Source organism: Micromonospora sp. IBHARD003, from assembly GCF_056106285.1.
This window is the reverse complement of the sequence record NZ_JBWBBX010000001.1, coordinates 3,700,690-3,718,110: the sequence shown is the minus strand read 5'-3', so window position 1 is coordinate 3,718,110 and position 17,421 is coordinate 3,700,690. Positions and strand designations below refer to the sequence as shown.

General features: G+C 69.3%; 17 protein-coding genes. 7 read left to right on the top strand and 10 right to left on the bottom strand.

Annotation, left to right across the window (positions count from 1 at the left end):
• Nucleotides 1-67: 67 nt before the first annotated feature.
• The gene (locus ACTWOL_RS16420) at nucleotides 68-685 is read left to right on the top strand and encodes a hypothetical protein (RefSeq protein WP_474297463.1); all 618 of its coding nucleotides are present in this window, start codon (nucleotides 68-70) and stop codon (nucleotides 683-685) included.
• A 134-nt stretch (nucleotides 686-819) separates the two neighbouring features.
• Here ACTWOL_RS16420 and ACTWOL_RS16415 read toward each other — a convergent pair whose 3' ends face one another.
• Complete coding sequence (locus ACTWOL_RS16415) at nucleotides 820-1,584, bottom strand: hypothetical protein (RefSeq protein ID WP_474297462.1); 765 nt, start codon at nucleotides 1,582-1,584, stop codon at nucleotides 820-822.
• A 338-nt stretch (nucleotides 1,585-1,922) separates the two neighbouring features.
• Here ACTWOL_RS16415 and ACTWOL_RS16410 point away from each other — a divergent pair, with 338 nt between their 5' ends.
• Nucleotides 1,923-2,297, top strand: a complete 375-nt coding sequence (locus tag ACTWOL_RS16410; RefSeq protein ID WP_474297460.1) for a hypothetical protein — start codon at nucleotides 1,923-1,925, stop codon at nucleotides 2,295-2,297.
• Between the two features lie 57 nt (nucleotides 2,298-2,354).
• Here the strand turns inward: ACTWOL_RS16410 and ACTWOL_RS16405 are convergent, their stop codons facing one another.
• The 5 genes from ACTWOL_RS16405 to ACTWOL_RS16385 form a co-directional block, all read right to left on the bottom strand.
• Nucleotides 2,355-2,876: a hypothetical protein gene (locus ACTWOL_RS16405; RefSeq protein ID WP_474297459.1), complete on the bottom strand. Its 522-nt coding sequence runs from the start codon at nucleotides 2,874-2,876 to the stop codon at nucleotides 2,355-2,357.
• A complete protein-coding gene (locus ACTWOL_RS16400; RefSeq protein ID WP_474297458.1) occupies nucleotides 2,827-3,018 on the bottom strand; it encodes a recombinase family protein in 192 nt (63 codons plus the stop codon). The genes ACTWOL_RS16405 and ACTWOL_RS16400 overlap by 50 nt, the downstream gene beginning before the upstream one ends.
• Nucleotides 3,019-3,275: 257 nt before the next feature.
• Nucleotides 3,276-3,443 carry a PIN domain-containing protein gene (locus ACTWOL_RS16395; protein ID WP_474297457.1) on the bottom strand — a complete coding sequence of 56 codons (168 nt, stop codon included), beginning with the start codon at nucleotides 3,441-3,443 and terminating at the stop codon, nucleotides 3,276-3,278.
• Between the two features lie 37 nt (nucleotides 3,444-3,480).
• On the bottom strand, nucleotides 3,481-3,756 hold the full coding sequence (locus ACTWOL_RS16390) for a hypothetical protein (protein WP_474297456.1): 276 nt from the start codon (nucleotides 3,754-3,756) through the stop codon (nucleotides 3,481-3,483).
• Between the two features lie 123 nt (nucleotides 3,757-3,879).
• Nucleotides 3,880-4,491 carry a flavin reductase family protein gene (locus ACTWOL_RS16385; RefSeq protein WP_474297455.1) on the bottom strand — a complete coding sequence of 204 codons (612 nt, stop codon included), beginning with the start codon at nucleotides 4,489-4,491 and terminating at the stop codon, nucleotides 3,880-3,882.
• Nucleotides 4,492-4,651: 160 nt separating this feature from the next.
• On the opposite strand from ACTWOL_RS16385, the gene ACTWOL_RS16380 reads away from it, so the two are divergent.
• The 3 genes from ACTWOL_RS16380 to ACTWOL_RS16370 all read left to right on the top strand — a co-directional run bounded on the left by ACTWOL_RS16380 (nucleotide 4,652) and on the right by ACTWOL_RS16370 (nucleotide 7,151).
• Nucleotides 4,652-5,284 carry a phosphoribosylanthranilate isomerase gene (locus ACTWOL_RS16380; RefSeq protein ID WP_474297454.1) on the top strand — a complete coding sequence of 211 codons (633 nt, stop codon included), beginning with the start codon at nucleotides 4,652-4,654 and terminating at the stop codon, nucleotides 5,282-5,284.
• Between the two features lie 112 nt (nucleotides 5,285-5,396).
• Nucleotides 5,397-6,173: an SDR family oxidoreductase gene (locus tag ACTWOL_RS16375; RefSeq protein ID WP_474297453.1), complete on the top strand. Its 777-nt coding sequence runs from the start codon at nucleotides 5,397-5,399 to the stop codon at nucleotides 6,171-6,173.
• A 210-nt stretch (nucleotides 6,174-6,383) separates the two neighbouring features.
• Nucleotides 6,384-7,151, top strand: a complete 768-nt coding sequence (locus ACTWOL_RS16370; protein ID WP_474297452.1) for an NPP1 family protein — start codon at nucleotides 6,384-6,386, stop codon at nucleotides 7,149-7,151.
• 132 nt (nucleotides 7,152-7,283) lie between these two features.
• Here the strand turns inward: ACTWOL_RS16370 and ACTWOL_RS16365 are convergent, their stop codons facing one another.
• Complete coding sequence (locus ACTWOL_RS16365; RefSeq protein WP_474297451.1) at nucleotides 7,284-7,844, bottom strand: hypothetical protein; 561 nt, start codon at nucleotides 7,842-7,844, stop codon at nucleotides 7,284-7,286.
• Between the two features lie 47 nt (nucleotides 7,845-7,891).
• Nucleotides 7,892-11,344 (bottom strand): ALF repeat-containing protein, encoded by a 3,453-nt coding sequence (locus tag ACTWOL_RS16360; RefSeq protein ID WP_474297450.1) that lies wholly within the window; start codon nucleotides 11,342-11,344, stop codon nucleotides 7,892-7,894.
• Between the two features lie 604 nt (nucleotides 11,345-11,948).
• Here ACTWOL_RS16360 and ACTWOL_RS16355 point away from each other — a divergent pair.
• Together ACTWOL_RS16355 and ACTWOL_RS16350 are read left to right on the top strand one after the other, a co-directional pair.
• A complete protein-coding gene (locus tag ACTWOL_RS16355) occupies nucleotides 11,949-12,404 on the top strand; it encodes a hypothetical protein (protein WP_474297449.1) in 456 nt (151 codons plus the stop codon).
• Nucleotides 12,405-12,553: 149 nt separating this feature from the next.
• The gene (locus ACTWOL_RS16350) at nucleotides 12,554-14,056 is read left to right on the top strand and encodes an FG-GAP-like repeat-containing protein (protein WP_474297448.1); all 1,503 of its coding nucleotides are present in this window, start codon (nucleotides 12,554-12,556) and stop codon (nucleotides 14,054-14,056) included.
• 92 nt (nucleotides 14,057-14,148) lie between these two features.
• Here the strand turns inward: ACTWOL_RS16350 and ACTWOL_RS16345 are convergent, their stop codons facing one another.
• The gene (locus ACTWOL_RS16345) at nucleotides 14,149-15,000 is read right to left on the bottom strand and encodes an enoyl-CoA hydratase/isomerase family protein (protein ID WP_474297447.1); all 852 of its coding nucleotides are present in this window, start codon (nucleotides 14,998-15,000) and stop codon (nucleotides 14,149-14,151) included.
• Nucleotides 14,997-17,219 (bottom strand): acetate--CoA ligase family protein, encoded by a 2,223-nt coding sequence (locus ACTWOL_RS16340; RefSeq protein WP_474297446.1) that lies wholly within the window; start codon nucleotides 17,217-17,219, stop codon nucleotides 14,997-14,999. The genes ACTWOL_RS16345 and ACTWOL_RS16340 overlap by 4 nt, the downstream gene beginning before the upstream one ends.
• Nucleotides 17,220-17,421: the final 202 nt, after the last annotated feature.

Below are 17,421 nucleotides of genomic sequence, written 5' to 3'. Positions count from 1 at the left end.
GCCACATCAGCCTTGCGGAGACCCGGAAGTGGGCCTCCGCAACGGAACATCCGGGGGGATCTCCATCATGCGACGAACACACACGCACCGTTCCGCCACCCGTCTGGTCGCGGCATCCGCGGCCATGGGGGCGCTGGTACTCGGAGTCGGCTCCACGGCGACCGCTCACGCCGCCGAGCCGTACGCGTACACGACGACCCTGACCTTCGACAAGAACCCGTCCAGCCCGTCCAACTCCCGTCTGTACTGGCGGGTCTACCGCACCTACGAGTCCGGCCGGCAGGTCAAGGTCCGTGAGTTGTCCTGGCGCGCCGGATCGGGACTCGGCGTCAAGAACGAGTGCACGAAGAACAAGGGCTGGCTGCCCAACGGCTACTACGACGTCACCCTGCACACGCAGTACAACGGCAGTCTCATCAAGGGCGTCGTCTTCCAGCTGAGCGACAAGAAGTGCGCGGCGGGCACCGCCACCCGCACGGAACTGTTCATCCACAGCGAGATGACCCGCACGGGCGGCCAGGGCAGCACCGAGTCACAGCGCTGGACCAACAGCAACCCCAACGACTATCTCTCGCAGGGCTGCATCAAGCTCAACCCGACCGACATCAAGGCGCTCGCCGCTCAGTACCAGCAGTACTACAAGGCGGGTACGAAGATCCGCGGCAAGCTGGCCGTCGTCTCGTAGAACGTGACAGCCCGGAGCGCGCCCGCCACGAAGGCGGGCCGCTCCGGGCTGCCGGACGTGACCGGGTCCGTCCAGACGTCCGTCCGTCTATCCGTCCGTCCAGACACCCGTCCGTCCGTCTATCCGTCCGTCCGTCAGAGCACGTCGACGAAGTCGCCCGTGGCCTTGACCGCCGGGGTGGTCGAGGTGCCGGTGAAGTACCAGCGCCAGTAGCCGTCGGCGGCGGCGGTGACGGTGGTGCTCAGATTGCCCGTCGCGTTGCTCGTGACGGTCCTGACCGTGGTGTAGGTGTCGCTGTTCTTCGGGCGGAACTGGAGCCGCACGGGCTGGTTGGTATAGCCCGCGTAGACGTACCTGTCCCAGTTGGCACGGGCCAGCTTGCCCGTGACCGTGATCTTCTTGCCCTTGGCGACCGGCTCGGGCGCGGCGTTGACGGTGAGCGTGGAACGCCGCTGCACGGGGTGGGTCTTGTAGACGTCCCCGTAGTAGTCGCCGTCCTTGGAGGCCAGCTGGACGTACACGTCCCAGGGCCCCGCGAGCGTGTTGCGGGGCAGGTCGATGTCCCTCTCGAGCTTGATCGTGAGCTTGCAGGTGGACGTCGTGGTGCTGGAGGCGGTGCAGGTCGGGACGCCGTGGTAGGTCCAGAAGTCGTCACCCAGCTCGCGACTGATGCCGAAGAACGCGTCCTTGCCGGTGATCCCCGAGTCGTCGGACGCGGTCACCGAGATGGTGAACGACTCCGTGCGGGAGGTGCCGAAAACGATGGGCTTGCCACCGTTCACGGACACCGACTTGATCACTACGCCGGTCTCCGCCGCGTACGCGGACGGCGCGGTGAGGGCGGAGCCGGAAAGCACGAGGGCGCCGGTGAGAACGGCACCTATGGAAGCTGAGCGCATGAATCCCCACTGTGGTTCGAGCCCGGCCGGCGCCCGTGTGAATCCCCCCGGGTCGCGGCACGGTAAGTGGCGTGAGGATACGGCACCCGCGTGCCCTCTCAGGATGGGGGACCGCCTCCGCGGGGATGTCCGCTCACGGCCACGGCTCAGTGCTTCACGGCGGCGCGGAACGTACGGCGGTAGACGGTCGGCGTCACTCCGAGCGCGCTCAACAGGTGCTGGCGCATCGACTGGGCCGTACCGAACCCCGCGTCCCGCGCCACGGCTGGCTCACGAAGACCGGCAAGGTGCCGGATGGTCCGGTGATCTACCGACTCACCTTGCCGAAGCATGCGGGTATGGCTGAGGAGCCATACAACCTAAACACCTTCAAGAGCGACGGCGGTAGGAGTGAGAGGCCAGCGGTGACGAGCAAGCAGGTAGGCGAAGAGCGGCCCCCCGTAGGGGGCCGACAGGGCGAAGACGAAGAGCGCAAGCGTCCGGCAAAGGTGGGCCGCGTGAGCGGCCCCCAGAAGGAAGACGAAAGGGCTGGCTCCCTTGGGGGGCCTTCGGCTCCCACCTTGTCCTTCGTAGACCTTGGCAAGGTCAAGCAAGAGGAACAGCGGCGACGCTGGTTCGGAGACGCGTACGCAGCTCCCTTGCCGGTGGACTTCGACTACGACGGTTTGACCGACCGGCTTCAAGGAACCGGGCAAGAACCGCCGCCCTTCTGATCCGGCATGACGAAGCCCCGCCCTCTGGTGAGAGCGGGGCGAGTCGAGCGAGGCGGGCTACGCGTCTTGTTCCTCGTGGGCGGTGTGGTTCCACTCCACGGTCATGTAGTCGTCCACGGTCATCTTCGTCGCCTTCTTGAAGCCGTTGGGGTGCATCGTGATCATGGTGACGAACTTGACCCACGCTCGACGGACGGGGAGCGGAGTGTTCGGCCAGTCCTGAATCAGGCCGGTAACGCCCGCCACGGGATCGATCGGGGGCAGGCCGGTGACGCCGGACAGCTTCTCATCGATCTCGCGGAGCCTGGCCCGGATCGCCTCGGTACCGGCCGTCATCTGGGACAGGGTGATGGCCCCGGAGGCGTAGGACACGGCCAGCCCGTCGAGTCGTTCCCGCAGGGTCTGCGACTCCTGGTGGAGGTGGGCCGAGTCGTCTCCCTCCTCCTGCCGAACGGCGAGGACCCAGGGCAGGAAGTCGGGGAAAACGATCCGCGCCAGGACGGCGTTACCGGCTCGCTTGTCGGCCAGCTCACGGGGTACGCTGCTCGAACCCCGGTCGTACCTTGCCCGAGGTGGCACTGATGTCGTTGTCCGCGATTACCTCGCGTACCGTCCAGCCACGGGCGGTGGCGTACGATCGACACTCGTCCTCCTGTCGCCGAACCCCCAACTCGTCGCCGTGCTGATCGAGGCTGAGTCGTACGTAGATGGTGACGTCCATCTATCCTGCCCCCCTTGTTCGTGCTCGCGGACTGATGTGCCCCAAAGTCTTTTCGGCTGGTCACGCGGCACGATCGGGCTCGCGGTCTCCGTCAACCTCGCGCTGCGGGGCTGACCGCGCCGTTCGCCGCGGCGCTGATGGCTCTGGTGATCAGGCGGCGGACGCCGCCGTCCGTGGTGACCGCCGCCGGAGCGATCCCTTCCGAGACCCCTCACACGGCGGACCTCCGACACGGCGTACCTCCGCGCGGCCTCTGGTCAGACGCGGATCACCTGCACCCCGGGGAAGGCGAAGAAGCCGGTGTCCTGGGTGACCACGGGAAGGCCGTGGGTGCGGGCGGTGGCCGCGATCCAGGCGTCGTTGACCCGGGCCTTGGGGAGACTACGGCCCGAGGCGCTGATCTCGGCCATCATCTGGGACCACACCGAGGCGACGATGCGGTCGGGCGTGCGTTCGTCGTGGTCATGAAGCGGCTGCGTCTCCGTGCTCGGTGTACTCGTCGGTTCCCGAGAACAGTGCGTCGATCTCGTCCAGCATCTCCTGGTCGACACCACCCCCGGATTCCCAGAACGCCATGAGCTCCTCGGCGGTCATGGGGCGGTCGTGCCGCTCCAGCCTGTGGATCACCTCTCCGTGGTGGGTGACTTCGACGGGAGTGTCGGGCGGCCCCGCGATGAGGCGCGTCATCACACCCGGCTCGTTGAGCTCGGACACGTCGATACGTGTGGGTTCGTTCATACGGCGAACGTACGGGAGGGGACGCACCGATTTGCTCGTCTTGCCGCCCGACCACTCGAACAGGTGACCAGGTGTATTGATGTTGCCTTTGGCCTATGCCAGAAGCGGTTTCAGGGAACGGTTTCAGGGAACGAACCGCCCGAACCGTCCCCGATGGAACAGGAGTGGCTCGCCCTCCTGCCCGGCGCCCAGTGCCTCCACCCGCCCCACCACGATCAGATGGTCGCCGCCCGTGTGCACGGTCCGGATCGTGCAGTCGATCCAGGCGGGAACGGACTCCAGGCGCGGCGAGCCCGTCACCGGCGCCGGCCGGTGGCCGACCCCGGCGAACTTGTCGGCGCCGCTCACCGCGAACGCCCTGCACAGCTCGCCCTGCTCCGCCTCGAGGATGTTGACGCAGAAGGCCCCGGCGCGGGCGATGCGCGGCCAGCTCGTCGACGTACGGGCCACCATGAAGGCGACGAGTGGCGGATCGAGTGACAGTGACGCGAAGGACTGGCAGGCGAACCCCGCCGGGCCGCCGCCCTCCTCGTCGTGCGCCGTGATGACGGTGACGCCGCTCGCGAAATGGCCGAGCACGCGGCGGAATTCACCCGGATCGACCGGCGGGCGCTCGTCCGCGCCGACGGCCCGCAGGTCGGGGCGCGGCAGGGCGATGTACGGCTCGGCGGCCGTGGGGGCGCCGGCGGACCTGAGATAGCGGACCGCCGTGGCGGCCATCGCTGCGTGACCCATCACACCGTCCATTGAAACTGACGGACCGTCAGTTGTGAACCCCCTGGTCGTGGTGGAAGGGAGACGTGCAGGGTCCCGCCATGGTCGCCGTGTGCGCGGCCGATGCTCTGGGACACTGAGGGCGGCCCGTGCAGGACCCGGCCCGTGCAGGACAGGTCACATGACGGAAGTGGGGCACTTCTCCTTGTTCATCAAAGTGTGCGGTCTGCGGACCGAGCGGGACGTCGAGACCGCCGTCGGGGCCGGAGCCGACGCGATCGGCTTCGTCTTCGCGGAGAGCGCCCGCCGTGTCGACCCCGACACCGCCCGGCGGCTCGCCCTCCGCGTGCCGGAGCGGATCATGACCGTCGGCGTCTTCCGCAACCAGCCGCTGGACGAGGTCCGCGCACTGCTCGACGCGACCGGGATGCGTGCCGTGCAACTGCACGGGGACGAGGACCTCGCCTACTACGACACCCTGCGGCCGGACGGACGGACCCTGATCCGGGGTGTGGCCGTACGCGGGGACGTGCCGGCGCACGGCGAACGGGGCGAGGACATCCTGCTGCTCGACGCCCCCGTGCCCGGCGCGGGCGAGACCTGGGACCGGACGGGCAAGCAGCTGCCCGGGCCGGGCCAGGCGTGGCTGCTCGCCGGAGGACTCGACCCGCACAACGTCGCGGACGCGGTGCGCACGGCCCGGCCGTGGGGCGTGGACGTCTCCAGCGGGATCGAGATCAGCCGGGGTGTGAAGAGCCCCGAGCTGATCGAGGCGTTCATCCGGGCGGCCCGAGACGCCACACGAACGGGATGAACCGAACGCGCCACGCGGGCGGGGATGTCACAACTGCGGGCTCACTCCAGTCCCATGGGAGGACGGGCGCTCCACCGGGGAGTGCCTGACCACCGAAGGGGTGAGAACCGCGATGACCACGATCCTGGTGACCGGCGGTACCGGAACGCTCGGCAGGCTCGTCACCCGGCGGCTGGAGGCCGCGCGCAGCGCCCGGGCCGCAGGCACCGGGGGAGGGCACGAGGTGCGAGTGCTGAGCCGGCACTCGCAGCAGTACGCCGTGGACCTGCGCGAGGGCACGGGGCTGGCCGCGGCCGTCGCGGGCGTGGACACGATCGTGCACTGCGCGAGTACGCCGCGCGGCGGTGACGAGCAGGCGGCACGCCATCTGATCGACGCCGCCCGCGAGGCCGGGGTGAAGCATCTGGTGTACATCTCGATCGTCGGGGTCGACCGGGTGCCGCTCGCCTACTACCAATCCAAGCTGGCCGTCGAGCGGCTGATCGAGGAGTCGGGGCTCGGCTGGACCGTGCTGCGTACGACGCAGTTCCACGATCTGGTGCTGCAGCTCCTCCAGAGCTCGGCGAAGCTGCCGGTCATGCTGCTGCCGGCGAGGGTCTGCGACCAGCCCATCGACGCGGCCGAGGTCGCCGACCGGCTGGTCGAGCTCGCGGCGGGGGCGCCCGCGGGGCGGGTGCCGGACATGGGCGGCCCCGAGGTCCGTTCGTTTCCGGAGCTCGCCCGTGCCTATCTGCGCGCGAGCGGCCGGCGGCGCCCCCTGCTGAACGTGCGCTTGGCGGGCAAGGCGTACCGGGGGTTTCGTGCCGGGGGACATCTGACGCCCGAGCGTGCCGTGGGCGAGGTCACGTTCGAGGAGTTCCTGGCGGGACGTTCGCCGGCTCGCAGCTGACGTCCGGCCGGAGCAATCGGCAATCAGCGGGCGGCGGGCGGCGGGCGAGGTCAAGGTGCCCGAACGTCCCTTCAGCCGGGGCCAGTACGGGAGGTACCTCTCACCAGATATTCATGTCCGACCTCTTGGCCTTCCGCCCAAACACCTGGAGGCTGCGGCGTACACGTCAAACGGACGTGTCCCCCACACCGTTGCCTCCAGGAGGACTTGGTGCTGAAGAGCGCAAGAATCCGCAGGGTTCCGCTCGTTCTCGCCGGCGCGTTCACCTTGGTGCTCGCCGTTCCGAACATCGCCTGGGCCGCGCCGCCGCCCGCCCTGCCGTCCAGCGCGGACGCGTTGGACCGGACGTTCCAGCCGGGCTACGACTATGACACCGACGGCTGCTACGCGGTGCCCGCCATCGGCCCGGACGGTTCCATCAACGGTGGTCTGAAGACCACCGGGTCGCTCAGCGGCAGCTGCCGGGACGCTTCGGATCTCGTCAACACCAACGGGTACTCGCGCTCCAAGTGCAACAACGGTTGGTGCGCCATCATGTACACCTCCTACTTCGAGAAGGACCAGACCATCCCGGGCTGGGACCCGTTCGGGCACCGGCACGACTGGGAGCACGTCGTGGTCTGGGTGCAGAACAACGAGGCGAAGTACGTCGCCACCTCCGCCCACGGAGACTTCGACATCTACCCGCGTGACCGGATCCGCTGGGAGGGTACGCACCCGAAGGTCGTCTACCACAAGGACGGGGTGTCCACCCACTGCTTCCGTCCCGCCAACTCCAATGACGAGCCCCCGGAGAACCACCAGCGCACCTGGCAGTACCCGGCGCTGGTCGGCTGGAACGGCTATCCGGCGGGTCTGCGGGACAAGCTCGTCGCGGCCGACTTCGGCAGCGCGCACTTCGGGATCAAGGACGGCAGCTTCGAGAGCAACATCGCGGAGGCGAAGCCGTCGGGGATTCCGTTCGACCCGTACGCGTGAGCGCTACCCGGCGGCGCGGGCAGGCCTTCGGGCGTGCGCCGCGCCGCCGGGTACCGCGGGTGTGGCCCTCCCGTGAGGGCCGCCTGCCCTGTCCCGGCCGCGCGCTGCGGTCCGGAACAGGGCGAGGGCTTCTCAGCTGGGCGTGGGCTGGGGACCGCGACCGGACCCCTTCACATATCCCGATGAGCTGCTGTCCATGTAGACACCGACCTTCTCTCCCTGGGGGGCGAGCAGCACAGTGAACTCGGCCTCTTTGGGGGTGCGGAAATCGGTATACATGTTGTACTTCTTTTTCGGGTCGAGTTTGAGCGCGAACTGCTCCATCTTCTCGGCCGGGAAAGGCGGATCGGTCGGGGATATCGGGGAACCATCTATGTGGCCCACACCTGATTCGGGCCATTGGAGCGGCGTTTTGAGGTCGACTTGGTGGTCCTTGAGATATTGCTCCACACAGTCCTTAGGGGCGGTGAAGCTCATCGCCATGTGGGTGGACGGCCAGTCCGTCGTCCCGGAGAACGTCAGGTCTTCGGTCTCACACGGGGGCATCTCCAGCTCGAACGCCTTCATGACATCTTCCCTGCTCTCAGTGGCACACCCCGTGAGCAAGGGAGCCGCGAACAGGGAGGCGATGAGTAGGTATGAGGACGCTACGGCAGGTCTGCCGTCAGGCCTCACACTGTTGCGTACGCTCATGCTTTGTCCTTCGTCCCATTGGTGAATCCGTTCACTGGCGTCGTCCGTCAGGGAAACGTGACGTCAAGCTTCACCTTCTTGCTGCCGTGGACGTCGAAGTCACGCGCGAGTCCAAGCCGGTGCAGTTCGGCGAACATGCCCAAGTCGACTGCTCCTCCCATGAGTTTGTCGCCGTAATCGAAGTCGTAGGTCTTGAACAGGTCGATGCGTGCCTCGCCGGTGACGCGCACCTTGCCGCCGGCGAGTTTCGTCATGGTGAGAGTGCCGCTCTGCCGGTAGTCGAAGCCCCGGATCGCGTAGTTCAGGTCGTGGTCGTCCTCGCCGAACTCCCCGACACTCCAGCGGGTGTCCAGATTGACCCGGCAGGTCGCCCCCGGAGCGCCTGGACACTGTGCCGCCGCGCTCTGCAAATACTCGGACAGCTGTCTTCTCCGGGCGCGCTCCCAGACCTCGTTGGCGAGGGCCTGGTCCATCTGACCCGGCTGCAGGTTGTACGGCTTGTCCGGCGACGTGGTCCAGTATCCGTAGAGCTCACAGGACAGGGGTCCCGCTTGGCAGGTGGCCAGATGCCCGCCGAAGAGAACTCCCAGTCGGGATTCGATGCCGAGGTACTCCCACCAGTCGGCTGAGTTGTAGTCGGGGTGGTTTGCCCGGTCGGAGTCCGGCTGGCGCCGTCCGTTCGGGTCGCCGGCGAAGATTCCCTCGGTCTGCGCCTTGTACTCCGCCAGCGCCTTGTTCCTCGCGATCTCCCGGGCTGCCAGAGCTGCCTGGCCTGCCGCGACGGCGTCACGTCCGGCGGCCAGTTCGGAAGCGCGTGCCGACTCGGCGGAGGCCTGGGCATCGGCTGCATACGCGGCGGCCTGGGACGCCGAGTACCGCGCGGAAGCTGAGGACGCGTCCGCCTGCTGGGCGGCGGCCTGCGCCTGTCGGGCCGCGTCGCGGGCCTGCTTCGCCGACTCGGCCGCCGCCTTCGCGGACTTGTCGGCATCCGCCGCGGACTTCTTGGCAGCGGCGGCGTGGCCCTCGGCCTCCGCCTTCGACTTCAGAGCGGCAGCCGCGGCCTTCTTCGCCTCATCGGCGTTCGCCTTGGCGTTGGCCGCGTACTCCACAGCCAGTTGAGCGGTCTGGTTGGCAGTCGCCGCGTATCGGGCCGCCTGGGCGATGAGGCCTTTGACGGTGGCGGCGTGGGAGGCCGCGTCCTGGTCCAGCTTGGCCGCCCGGTACTGGCCCACGGTGACGAAAGCATGGAGCTGGCGTGCCGGGCCCTCGAGGGCGACGAAAGCCGCCGCCTTGACCTGCGGTCCTCCGGATGCCTTCAACTGCAGCGCAAGGGCCCTGTCATCCTCCTGTTCCGCTTCCTTCCAGCCGGTTTCCAGGAACGTGCGCAGCGCCTCCGGGGTTCGCGCGTCGATCGCGGCGGTGGCCGCCAGCCTGACCTGTGATCCACCCGCCTGGGAGATCCGCAGGACCTTGGCGCGGTTCTCCTCCATCTGCGCCTCGTACTGGCCGGTCTTCAGGAACGCGGTGACGGTCGCGTAGGACCCGCTCAGCGCCGTGGCAGCCGCCTGGCGCAGCGACTCGGAGTCGCTGTCGGCCATGCTGCTGACCCGGGCCCAGTCGTCCTGCTCCTCTGCCTGTTTCCGCTCGGTCCTGAGCCACTGGAGGACCTCACCGTCGCTGCCGGTCAGCGCGGTCTGCGCGAACTGCTGGGTCCAGGGGCCGCCGGTGGTCACCAGCCGCAGTGCCGCCTTCCGGCCGAGGACGACCGCGGTCGCCGGGTCCACCCCGGCTGCAGTCGCCTCCTCCAGCATCCTGCTGGTTTCCGCATCACGGCGAGCGGCCTCGGCGCGGTTGTCGGCGGCAGTGGCTTTCGCCTTCTGCTCCTGCTGCTTGGCCTCGTTCGCGGCGCGTGCGAATTCGTCTTTCTGCGCCTCGAGTTGGGCACCTTCCACCGCTCGCGCGGTCTCGTAGACCTTCTCGGCCTGCTTGACGGCGTCGGTCGCCACCTTCGCCGCCTTGAGCGCCTCGGCGGCGTGGCGGGCGGACTTGTTGGCGTAGTCGACCGCCTTGCCCGCTTGGGCCACCGCCTCGTCGGCGGCCTTTGCCGCCGCACGGGCGTGGGCCGCGGCTTCGTTGGCGGCCTTGTGCGCGCCCTGGGCCGCCGCCGCGGCGGCGGCCGCGAGGCTCTCAGCCGCGTTGGCGGCGTTGGTGGCGGTGGCGGCGGCGTAGCGGGCCTGGGCGGCTGCCTCTGCCGCACGCCGTGCCTCGGCGTCGGCGAGACCCGACTTCGCACTGGCCGCTGCCGCTGCCGTGGCGGCGGCAGCGGCGTTCCGCCCCGCACTGGCTGCCGATGAAGCGGCGGCCGTGGCGCCCTTCAGCGCCTCGACGGCCTGGAGCGCGGCCGTTGCCGCGTCCTGGGCTCCGGCGGCGGCGGCACGCGCCCTATCCGCCGCGGCGCGGGCCGCCTTGGACTGCCCGGCGTCCTTGGACGCGGCTGTCGCGGACGCGTACGCCTGTGCCGCAGCGTCACCCGCTGCCGCGGCGGCGGACGCCGCGGATGATGCCGCGCTGGCAGCCGTGCGTGCGGCGGCGATCGCCGTGTTGGAAGCGCGGATCGCCGTGCGGGCCGCGTTGGCGGCTCCGGTCGCGGCCTTCGCCGCCTCACGGGCCTTCAGAGCGGCTTCTTCCGAGGAATCCTTGGCCGCGGCGGTCTGCCTGGCTGCCTCCTCCGCGGCCTTCTTCGCGGCGGCGGCGGCCTGTTCGGCCTGAATGCCGGCCTGCCTGGCTGCCTCGGTCTCGGTCTTCGCCCGGTCACTCGCCCTGCGTGCCAGGTTGGCGAGCTGGGTGACCGTCAGGGTCTCCTGGTCGCGGGCACGCGCGATGTGCTGTCCCTCTGTCAGGAACGTGCGCATGTCGGCCGGGGAGCCGCTGAGCGCCTCCTGGGCGGCCTTCTTGAGCAGCGGGCCGGCGGAGGCGGAGATCTGCAGGATTTCCATCCTGTCGTCGTCCGCCTGGGCAGCGGGCTGGTCCTTGACGAGGAACTTCATCAGCGCCTCGGACGTGCCCGCGTCCACGGCCTTGGTGCCCGCCTCACGCACCGAGTCGCCCGCGCCCTGCATCACCTGCAGTACGGCCATCCGCTGGTCTTCCACCAGGGCATCCCCCCAGCCGGACCTCAGATAGGCGGCGAGCTGCTCCGGGGTGCCGCTAAGGGCTTCGTTGAGCCCCTTGCGCACCGAAGGCCCGCTCTCGTTCATCAGCTGCAGCGCTTTCACCTGGTTGTCCACGTGGACCAGGTCGGGGGCTGTCTTCGCCAGGAAGTCGTGGACCGCGCCGTCCGGTCCCGTAAGCACCTTCTCCGCGGCGGCTTTGGTCTCGTCGCCCCCCGTACGCCAGAGCGCGAACACCTGAGCCCGCTCGTTCAGTGGCGCGTCGGACCGCGCGGCGACGGGCGCTGCCGCCGCGGCGGCGTCGGTGGCACCGATCAAGCCGGCGCTCATGGCCAGGCACAGTACCCCCGCGGCCGATGAACGAGCGGTGAGTCTCGTCCGTTGGGGCGCGACCGGGATTCCCCGGCGCAGCCCGAACAGTCTCAGCACGTCTTCCCCCCTATGAAATGGTCGCAGCCGACCTCGCAGAGCTGAGGCCGGTTCATAGCCTTTGGTCGGAGCCATGATCCCATCCGGTAATCGCATACCGGTCGGAAAGCGTTCAGGGAACGGCCTCCGCAACACGGTCTGGGGCATTGCGGGTTCGGGGTGAAATTCCTTGCGGGCCAAGTGGTGTGGGCAGTTCATCCGGTCCCCGCGAAGCTCCTTCCGAGTCCTTGACGGCCCCTTGGTGTTATGTACCTCACATGCCGATGAATGGGTTGAGGTCCCGGTTTGGGTGATATGAATGCTGGCGTCGTCTCCGCCCCGTACTGACCAACGGGCGCGCGGGCAGCGGCAACTAGGGGGGGAACGACGGGGATCCTGGTTCATTGCCGGACGGCGACCCGGTGGGCAGTCGCCTGCCGCCCCGTCCCTTGAACCGCGAAAGAGGAAGCTGATGAGGCTCTCTCCTGCCGTATTGCTTGTCGGGGCTCTGGTTGGGGTGACGGCAATGGCGGGTGTCGCCGCCGCCGTGGACACACAGGGCAGTGGTGCCGCCGTCGAAGCGGCGGATATGCCGATCGCCGTCGAGGACTTCCAGTACCCCAAGGCCGAGGCGGACGCCGCCCTCGCGGCGCGCGGAATCAAGCTCAAGGGCGGCGACGGCCACCTCGTCTACACGGCCTGCGGCACCGAGCGGGACCCGGGTCGTATCGAGATCTACAGCCACGCGGCACCGAACAATCCGTTCTGCTTCCGTGTCACTGGTGACAAGGGTTCCCTGGACCTGGAGTTGCCGCGCGTGTATGCCGTCCGTTCCTACGACTACAAAGTCCATGTCGAAATGACCGTGGACGGCAGCGAAGTCTCCTTCGACGTCCCCAAGAACGAATGGACGGGTGTGGGTAAGACGGTGGACCCGAACAAGCGGGACCACATCCTGGTGGAACTCGCGGCTACCAAGTAGCTCTCGACGAACTCGACGTTCCTGAGGGCATTTCGAATGCGCCGGGAAGACACGCTCCCTGGTGCCCGGCCGGTCCTCGCCGCACCGGGGCCGTCAGCCGACGCTCCCGTCGCGGTCACATCCGATCCACAGCAAGGATGATCTCCACGGTGTTCCGTACACGCACCCGTCTCGCCGTACTCACCACGGTCCTGGCCGCTGCCGCCGGCTCCGCCGTTCTGACCGGCCTGCCCGCCGCAGCCGCTACCGGTCCGGACGCCGTTGCCGACACCCAGGCATCCGTCGCACGACTGCACATCGGTGAAGGAGGCACCACCCGTTCCTGCTCCGGCGCCCTGGTCGACCGCCAGTGGGTGCTGACCGCAGCAGCCTGCTTCGCGGACAACCCTGGCGACCCCACCAAGATCACCGAAGGCAAGCCCGCCTTCAAGACCACCGCCACCATCGGCCGAAGCTCCATGACCGGGACCGGCGGACACATCGCGGAAGTCACCGAGCTCGTCCCCTCGCCCGGCCTCGACCTGGTCATGGCCAGGCTCGCGACGCCCACCAGCGGCATCGCCCCGATCAGCCTGGCCGCCTCCGCCTCCGGCGAGGGCGACACCCTGCGGGCTGTCGGCTTCGGCCGTACCAGGACCGAATGGGTGCCCGACGCGGCCCACACCGCGTCGATGAAGGTCAGCTCCCTGTCCGACACCGCGCTCACCATGGCTGGAGTCACCGCCGGCGACGCCCTGTGCAAGGGCGACACCGGAGCACCGCTGCTGCGGGAGGCCGAGGGGCGTGTCGAGCTGGTGGGCATCGCCACCCGTTCGCGCCAGGGCGGCTGCCTGGGCGAGAGCGAGACCCGCACCGACGCCATCGCCACCCGCACGGACCGCATGGCCGATTGGGTCGCCACCACCGCGCGGCGGTCGTGGGGCGCGCTGATGACGGCCACCGACTTCAACGGTGACAAGAAGGCCGACCTCCTGGCAATCGACGCGGCCGACGACTACCTCTACGCCTATCCCGGTGACGGCAAGGGCAAGTTCGGCAAGGCGGTGAAGGTCAGTCCGGGCAAGTGGACCGGCATGCGCCTGCTGGTCACCACGGACTTCACCGGCGACGGCAAGGCCGACATCCTCGCCGCCAACGACAACGGCAACCTCTACCTCTACCCGGGCAACGGCAAGAACGGTGTGACGGGCTCCTCCGTCGGCGCGACCGGCTGGGGCGACATCCGTCTGCTCTCCGCAGCGGACTTCAACGGCGACAAGAAGGGCGACCTGCTCGCGGTCCACAACAACGGCAACCTCTTTTACTACCCGGGCAACGGGAAGAACTTCGCCACAGGGAGCGTGACCAGCACCGGCTGGGCCAACATGCGCCTGATCTCCGCCGGGGACTTCACCGGTGACGGGAAGACGGATGTCTACGCCGTCCACAACACCGGCGACCTGTACCTGTCCTCCGGCAAGGGCAACGGGACCTTCAACACCGCCAGCAAGACCGGTGGTGGCTGGCAGAACATGCGGCTGCTCTCCGAAGGCGACTTCAACGGTGACCAGAAGAGCGACCTGATAGCCGTCCACAACAACGGTACCGTCTTCGCCTACCCCGGCAACGACAAGGGCGGCTTCGGCACTCCCATCGTCACCACGGTGGGCTGAGTCCGGATCCCGGTCCACGCTCCGGTGCCCGCGGCCGACTACTGGCCGCGGGCACCGCGCGCCGCACCCGGAAGCCCGAGAGCCCGCGGCTCTCAGAGCCCCCGGTACTGCGGCGTGCGCCGTTCCACGAAGCTGGCCACGCCCTCGTTCGCGTCCCTCGTCGTCATGTTGATCTCCTGCGCCGCCGCCTCCGCCGCGAAGGCGGCGGTGCGGTCGGCGTCCAGTGAGGCGTTGACGAGCTGCTTGGTGAGGGCGAGCGCGCGGGTCGGGCCCTGGGCGAGCCGTTCGGCCCACTCGCGCGCCGTCTTCTCCAGTTCGCCGGCCGCGACCACCCGGTTGACCAACCCCATCCGTTCCGCGTCCACGGCCGGTAGCGCGTCCCCGAAGAACATCAGCTCCTTGGCGCGCTGCGGCCCGACCAGCCGCGGCAGCAGATAGGCCCCGCCGCCGTCGGGGACGAGCCCGCGGCGTACGAACACCTCGATGAAACGGGCGGATTCGGCGGCCAGCACCAGATCGCAGGCGAACGCCAGATGGGCGCCGATCCCGGCCGCCGTGCCGTTGACGGCCGCGATCACCGGCTTCTCGCAGTCCAGTACGGCCGCGATGAAACGTTGCGCACCGCGCCGGATCGTCCGGGCCACATCGCCCGCCACGCGCTCGCCGCCACCCGTCGGAGCTCCACGCAGATCCGCTCCGGCGCAGAAGCCCTTACCCGTCGCCGTGATCACGACGGCTCGCACACCGGGGTCGGCGGAAGCGTCGGCGAGGAGCGCGATGATCCGCTCGCGCTGGTCCCAGGTGACGGCGTTCATGGCCTTGGGCCGGTTGAGCGTGATCCACGAGACGCCGTTCTCCGTACGGTGCAGCACGGCGTCCGCGGCTTGCACGGCGTCCGCGGCGTCTACGGCCTCCGCGGCGTCTACCGCCTTTTCGCCGCTCATCGGCACACCGCCAGTGCGTCCAGCGCCACCGCGCCCTGCCCCCGCGGCAGCACCATCAGCGGGTTGATGTCCAGCTCGGTGAGATCGCCGCCCAGCTCCAGCGCCATCCGCTGTACGCGCAGGACGACCTCGACGAGTGCGTCCACATCCACCGGGGGGCCGCCCCTGACCCCGTCCAGCAGGGCCCGGCCGCGCAGTTCGGCGAGCATCGAGCGGGCCTGGTCCTCGCCGAACGGCGGTACGCGCACGGCGGAGTCCCGCAGCACCTCCACCAGCACCCCGCCGAGACCCACCGTGACCGTCGGCCCGAACAGCTCGTCCTGGGTGACGCCGACGAACATCTCGACGCCCCGCTCGACCATCTGGCAGACCAGGATGCCGTCGAGCTCGACGCCCTCGTAGCGGGCGATGTCGGTCAGTTCGCGGTACGCGTCACGGACCTGGCTGGCCGAGGTCAGCCCGATCTTCACCAGCCCCAGTTCGGTCTTGTGGGCCAGCTGGGGCGCCGATGCCTTCATCACCACCGGATAGCCGACCAGTCCGGCCGCGCGCACCGCGGCCGCCGCGCTGGTCACGAGCTGCTCTCGGGGCACCCGGATCCCGTACGCCCGCAGGAGCTGTTTCGCCGCGTGCTCGCTGAGCCGGTGTCCGGGCCGCAGCAGGGCCTGTGCCTTGCGGAAGGAGGGGGAGAGGCTGCGCGGAGCCTCGTCGAACGGGGAGCGGTAGAAGGCGGTGAACCGGTGGTGGTCCAGATACGCCTTCACGGCGGTGATGCAGTTGCGGAAGGTGCGGAAGGTGGCGACTCGTGACGAGCCGAGCAGGGTCGTCCGGTACGCCTCCTCCGTGCCGACGGGCGAACCCCACACCACGCACACCAGTTTGTCCGTCGACTCCGCCGCGTCCACCAGGTCCTGTGCGAGCTTGTCGCTCATGGGCGGGAACGGGCCGGTGATCGGGCAGATCAGCACCCCGACCTGGGGGTCGGCGAGGATCGAGTCGATGATCTTCCGACCGCGCCAGTCGCCGACCGGGTGACCGCCGTTGTCGACGGGGTTGGCGACGTTCAGGTACTCCGGTATCCACTGGTGCAGCTCGTCCTGCCTGGCCGCGGAGAGCTGGGGCAGCCGCAGCCCGGCCGCGGTCGCGAGGTCCGCGAAGTGCGCACCGGTGCCGCCCGAGATCGAGTAGACGACGACACCGTCGGCGCGCGGTGTGCGGGCCCGCGCCAACAGGGCCGCGGTGTCCTGGAGTTCGTCGAGCCCGTCGACGCGTATCACACCGAACTGCCGCATCGCCGCGTCCACGACCTGGTCGGCGCCCGTCAGCTTGCCGGTGTGCGAGGCGGCCGTACGCGCCCCCGCCTCGGTCCGCCCGACCTTGACCGCCACGACCGGCACGCCTGCCCGTGCGGCCCGGTCGGCCGCGAGCAGGAAGGAACGTCCGTCCTTGAGCCCCTCCACGTAGCAGGCGATGGCCCCGACCTCGGGCCGTCCCGCGAAGTACGAGAGGAAGTCCGAGGTCTCCAGGTCGGCCTCGTTTCCGGTCGGCGCCCAGTGCGAGAGCCGTACGCCCAGCTTCTGCAGGGTGAAGACCGGCCGGCCCTGGTGACCGGACTGGGTGATCAGCGCGATGGCCGGCCCTTCGAGGTCGTCGCGGAACTCCTCGAAGGCGTTGAGGTTGGTGTTGGGTCCGAGCAGCCGCAGCCCGGACCGCTCGACGGCGGCCGCGAGCCGCCGCTGTGCGGCGGCACCCTCCTCGCCGGTCTCCGCGAAGCCGGAGGCGAAGGCCACGGCGAACTTCACCTTGGCCTGGCCGAGTTCCTGGATCACGGGCAGAGGGTCGGCGACGAGCAGCACGGCCAGATCGACGGGCTCCGGCAGGTCCGCCACGGAGGCCGCGCACGGCATTCCGAACACGGCGCTCCGGCGGGGATGCACGGGGTGCAGCCGCGCCCCGACCCGTCCGGCCCAGGCGATGAGCTGCCGGGTGATCCCGGTGTTCGGCCGGCCCTCGGCATCGGACGCGCCGATGACGGCGACCGATTCGGGCCGGAAGAACCGGTCGAGGTCCGGGACGGGCGCATACAGGGGACGCCCGCTGACATCCAGGTCGCCCTCGCTCGCGGCGATACCGTGGACAGCGGGTCCGGGCTGCTCTCCGCAAGCCACGACGCGGGCGCGGAGATCGGTGGTGAGGGTGCCGTGGGTCGATCCAAGCATCGCTTCGCCGCTCCTGCTCGTCGTCCGATATAGCTGACGCACTGTCAGATTAACTGAACTGACGGCATGTCAGGAACAGTCGCGCAGCAGAAGGACCTGTTGGGGAGCGCATGCGGACGGGGAGACGTGCTCGCGTGGAGGGCCGCGGCGGCGCCGCGTCAGGGCCGGCGCCGGGTCCCGTATCGGGTCGGCGTCGGGCCCC

Excerpts from the sequence above, each read along its gene's own strand:
- ACTWOL_RS16420 (WP_474297463.1), top strand. The coding sequence starts at position 68 with ATGCGACGAACACACACGCACCGTTCCGCCACCCGTCTGGTCGCGGCA.
- ACTWOL_RS16415 (WP_474297462.1), bottom strand. The coding sequence starts at position 1,584 with ATGCGCTCAGCTTCCATAGGTGCCGTTCTCACCGGCGCCCTCGTGCTT.
- ACTWOL_RS16410 (WP_474297460.1), top strand. The coding sequence starts at position 1,923 with ATGGCTGAGGAGCCATACAACCTAAACACCTTCAAGAGCGACGGCGGT.
- ACTWOL_RS16400 (WP_474297458.1), bottom strand. The coding sequence starts at position 3,018 with ATGGACGTCACCATCTACGTACGACTCAGCCTCGATCAGCACGGCGAC.
- ACTWOL_RS16390 (WP_474297456.1), bottom strand. The coding sequence starts at position 3,756 with ATGAACGAACCCACACGTATCGACGTGTCCGAGCTCAACGAGCCGGGT.
- ACTWOL_RS16385 (WP_474297455.1), bottom strand. The coding sequence starts at position 4,491 with ATGGGTCACGCAGCGATGGCCGCCACGGCGGTCCGCTATCTCAGGTCC.
- ACTWOL_RS16380 (WP_474297454.1), top strand. The coding sequence starts at position 4,652 with ATGACGGAAGTGGGGCACTTCTCCTTGTTCATCAAAGTGTGCGGTCTG.
- ACTWOL_RS16375 (WP_474297453.1), top strand. The coding sequence starts at position 5,397 with ATGACCACGATCCTGGTGACCGGCGGTACCGGAACGCTCGGCAGGCTC.
- ACTWOL_RS16365 (WP_474297451.1), bottom strand. The coding sequence starts at position 7,844 with ATGAGCGTACGCAACAGTGTGAGGCCTGACGGCAGACCTGCCGTAGCG.
- ACTWOL_RS16360 (WP_474297450.1), bottom strand. The coding sequence starts at position 11,344 with ATGAGCGCCGGCTTGATCGGTGCCACCGACGCCGCCGCGGCGGCAGCG.
- ACTWOL_RS16355 (WP_474297449.1), top strand. The coding sequence starts at position 11,949 with ATGGCGGGTGTCGCCGCCGCCGTGGACACACAGGGCAGTGGTGCCGCC.
- ACTWOL_RS16345 (WP_474297447.1), bottom strand. The coding sequence starts at position 15,000 with ATGAGCGGCGAAAAGGCGGTAGACGCCGCGGAGGCCGTAGACGCCGCG.
- ACTWOL_RS16340 (WP_474297446.1), bottom strand. The coding sequence starts at position 17,219 with ATGCTTGGATCGACCCACGGCACCCTCACCACCGATCTCCGCGCCCGC.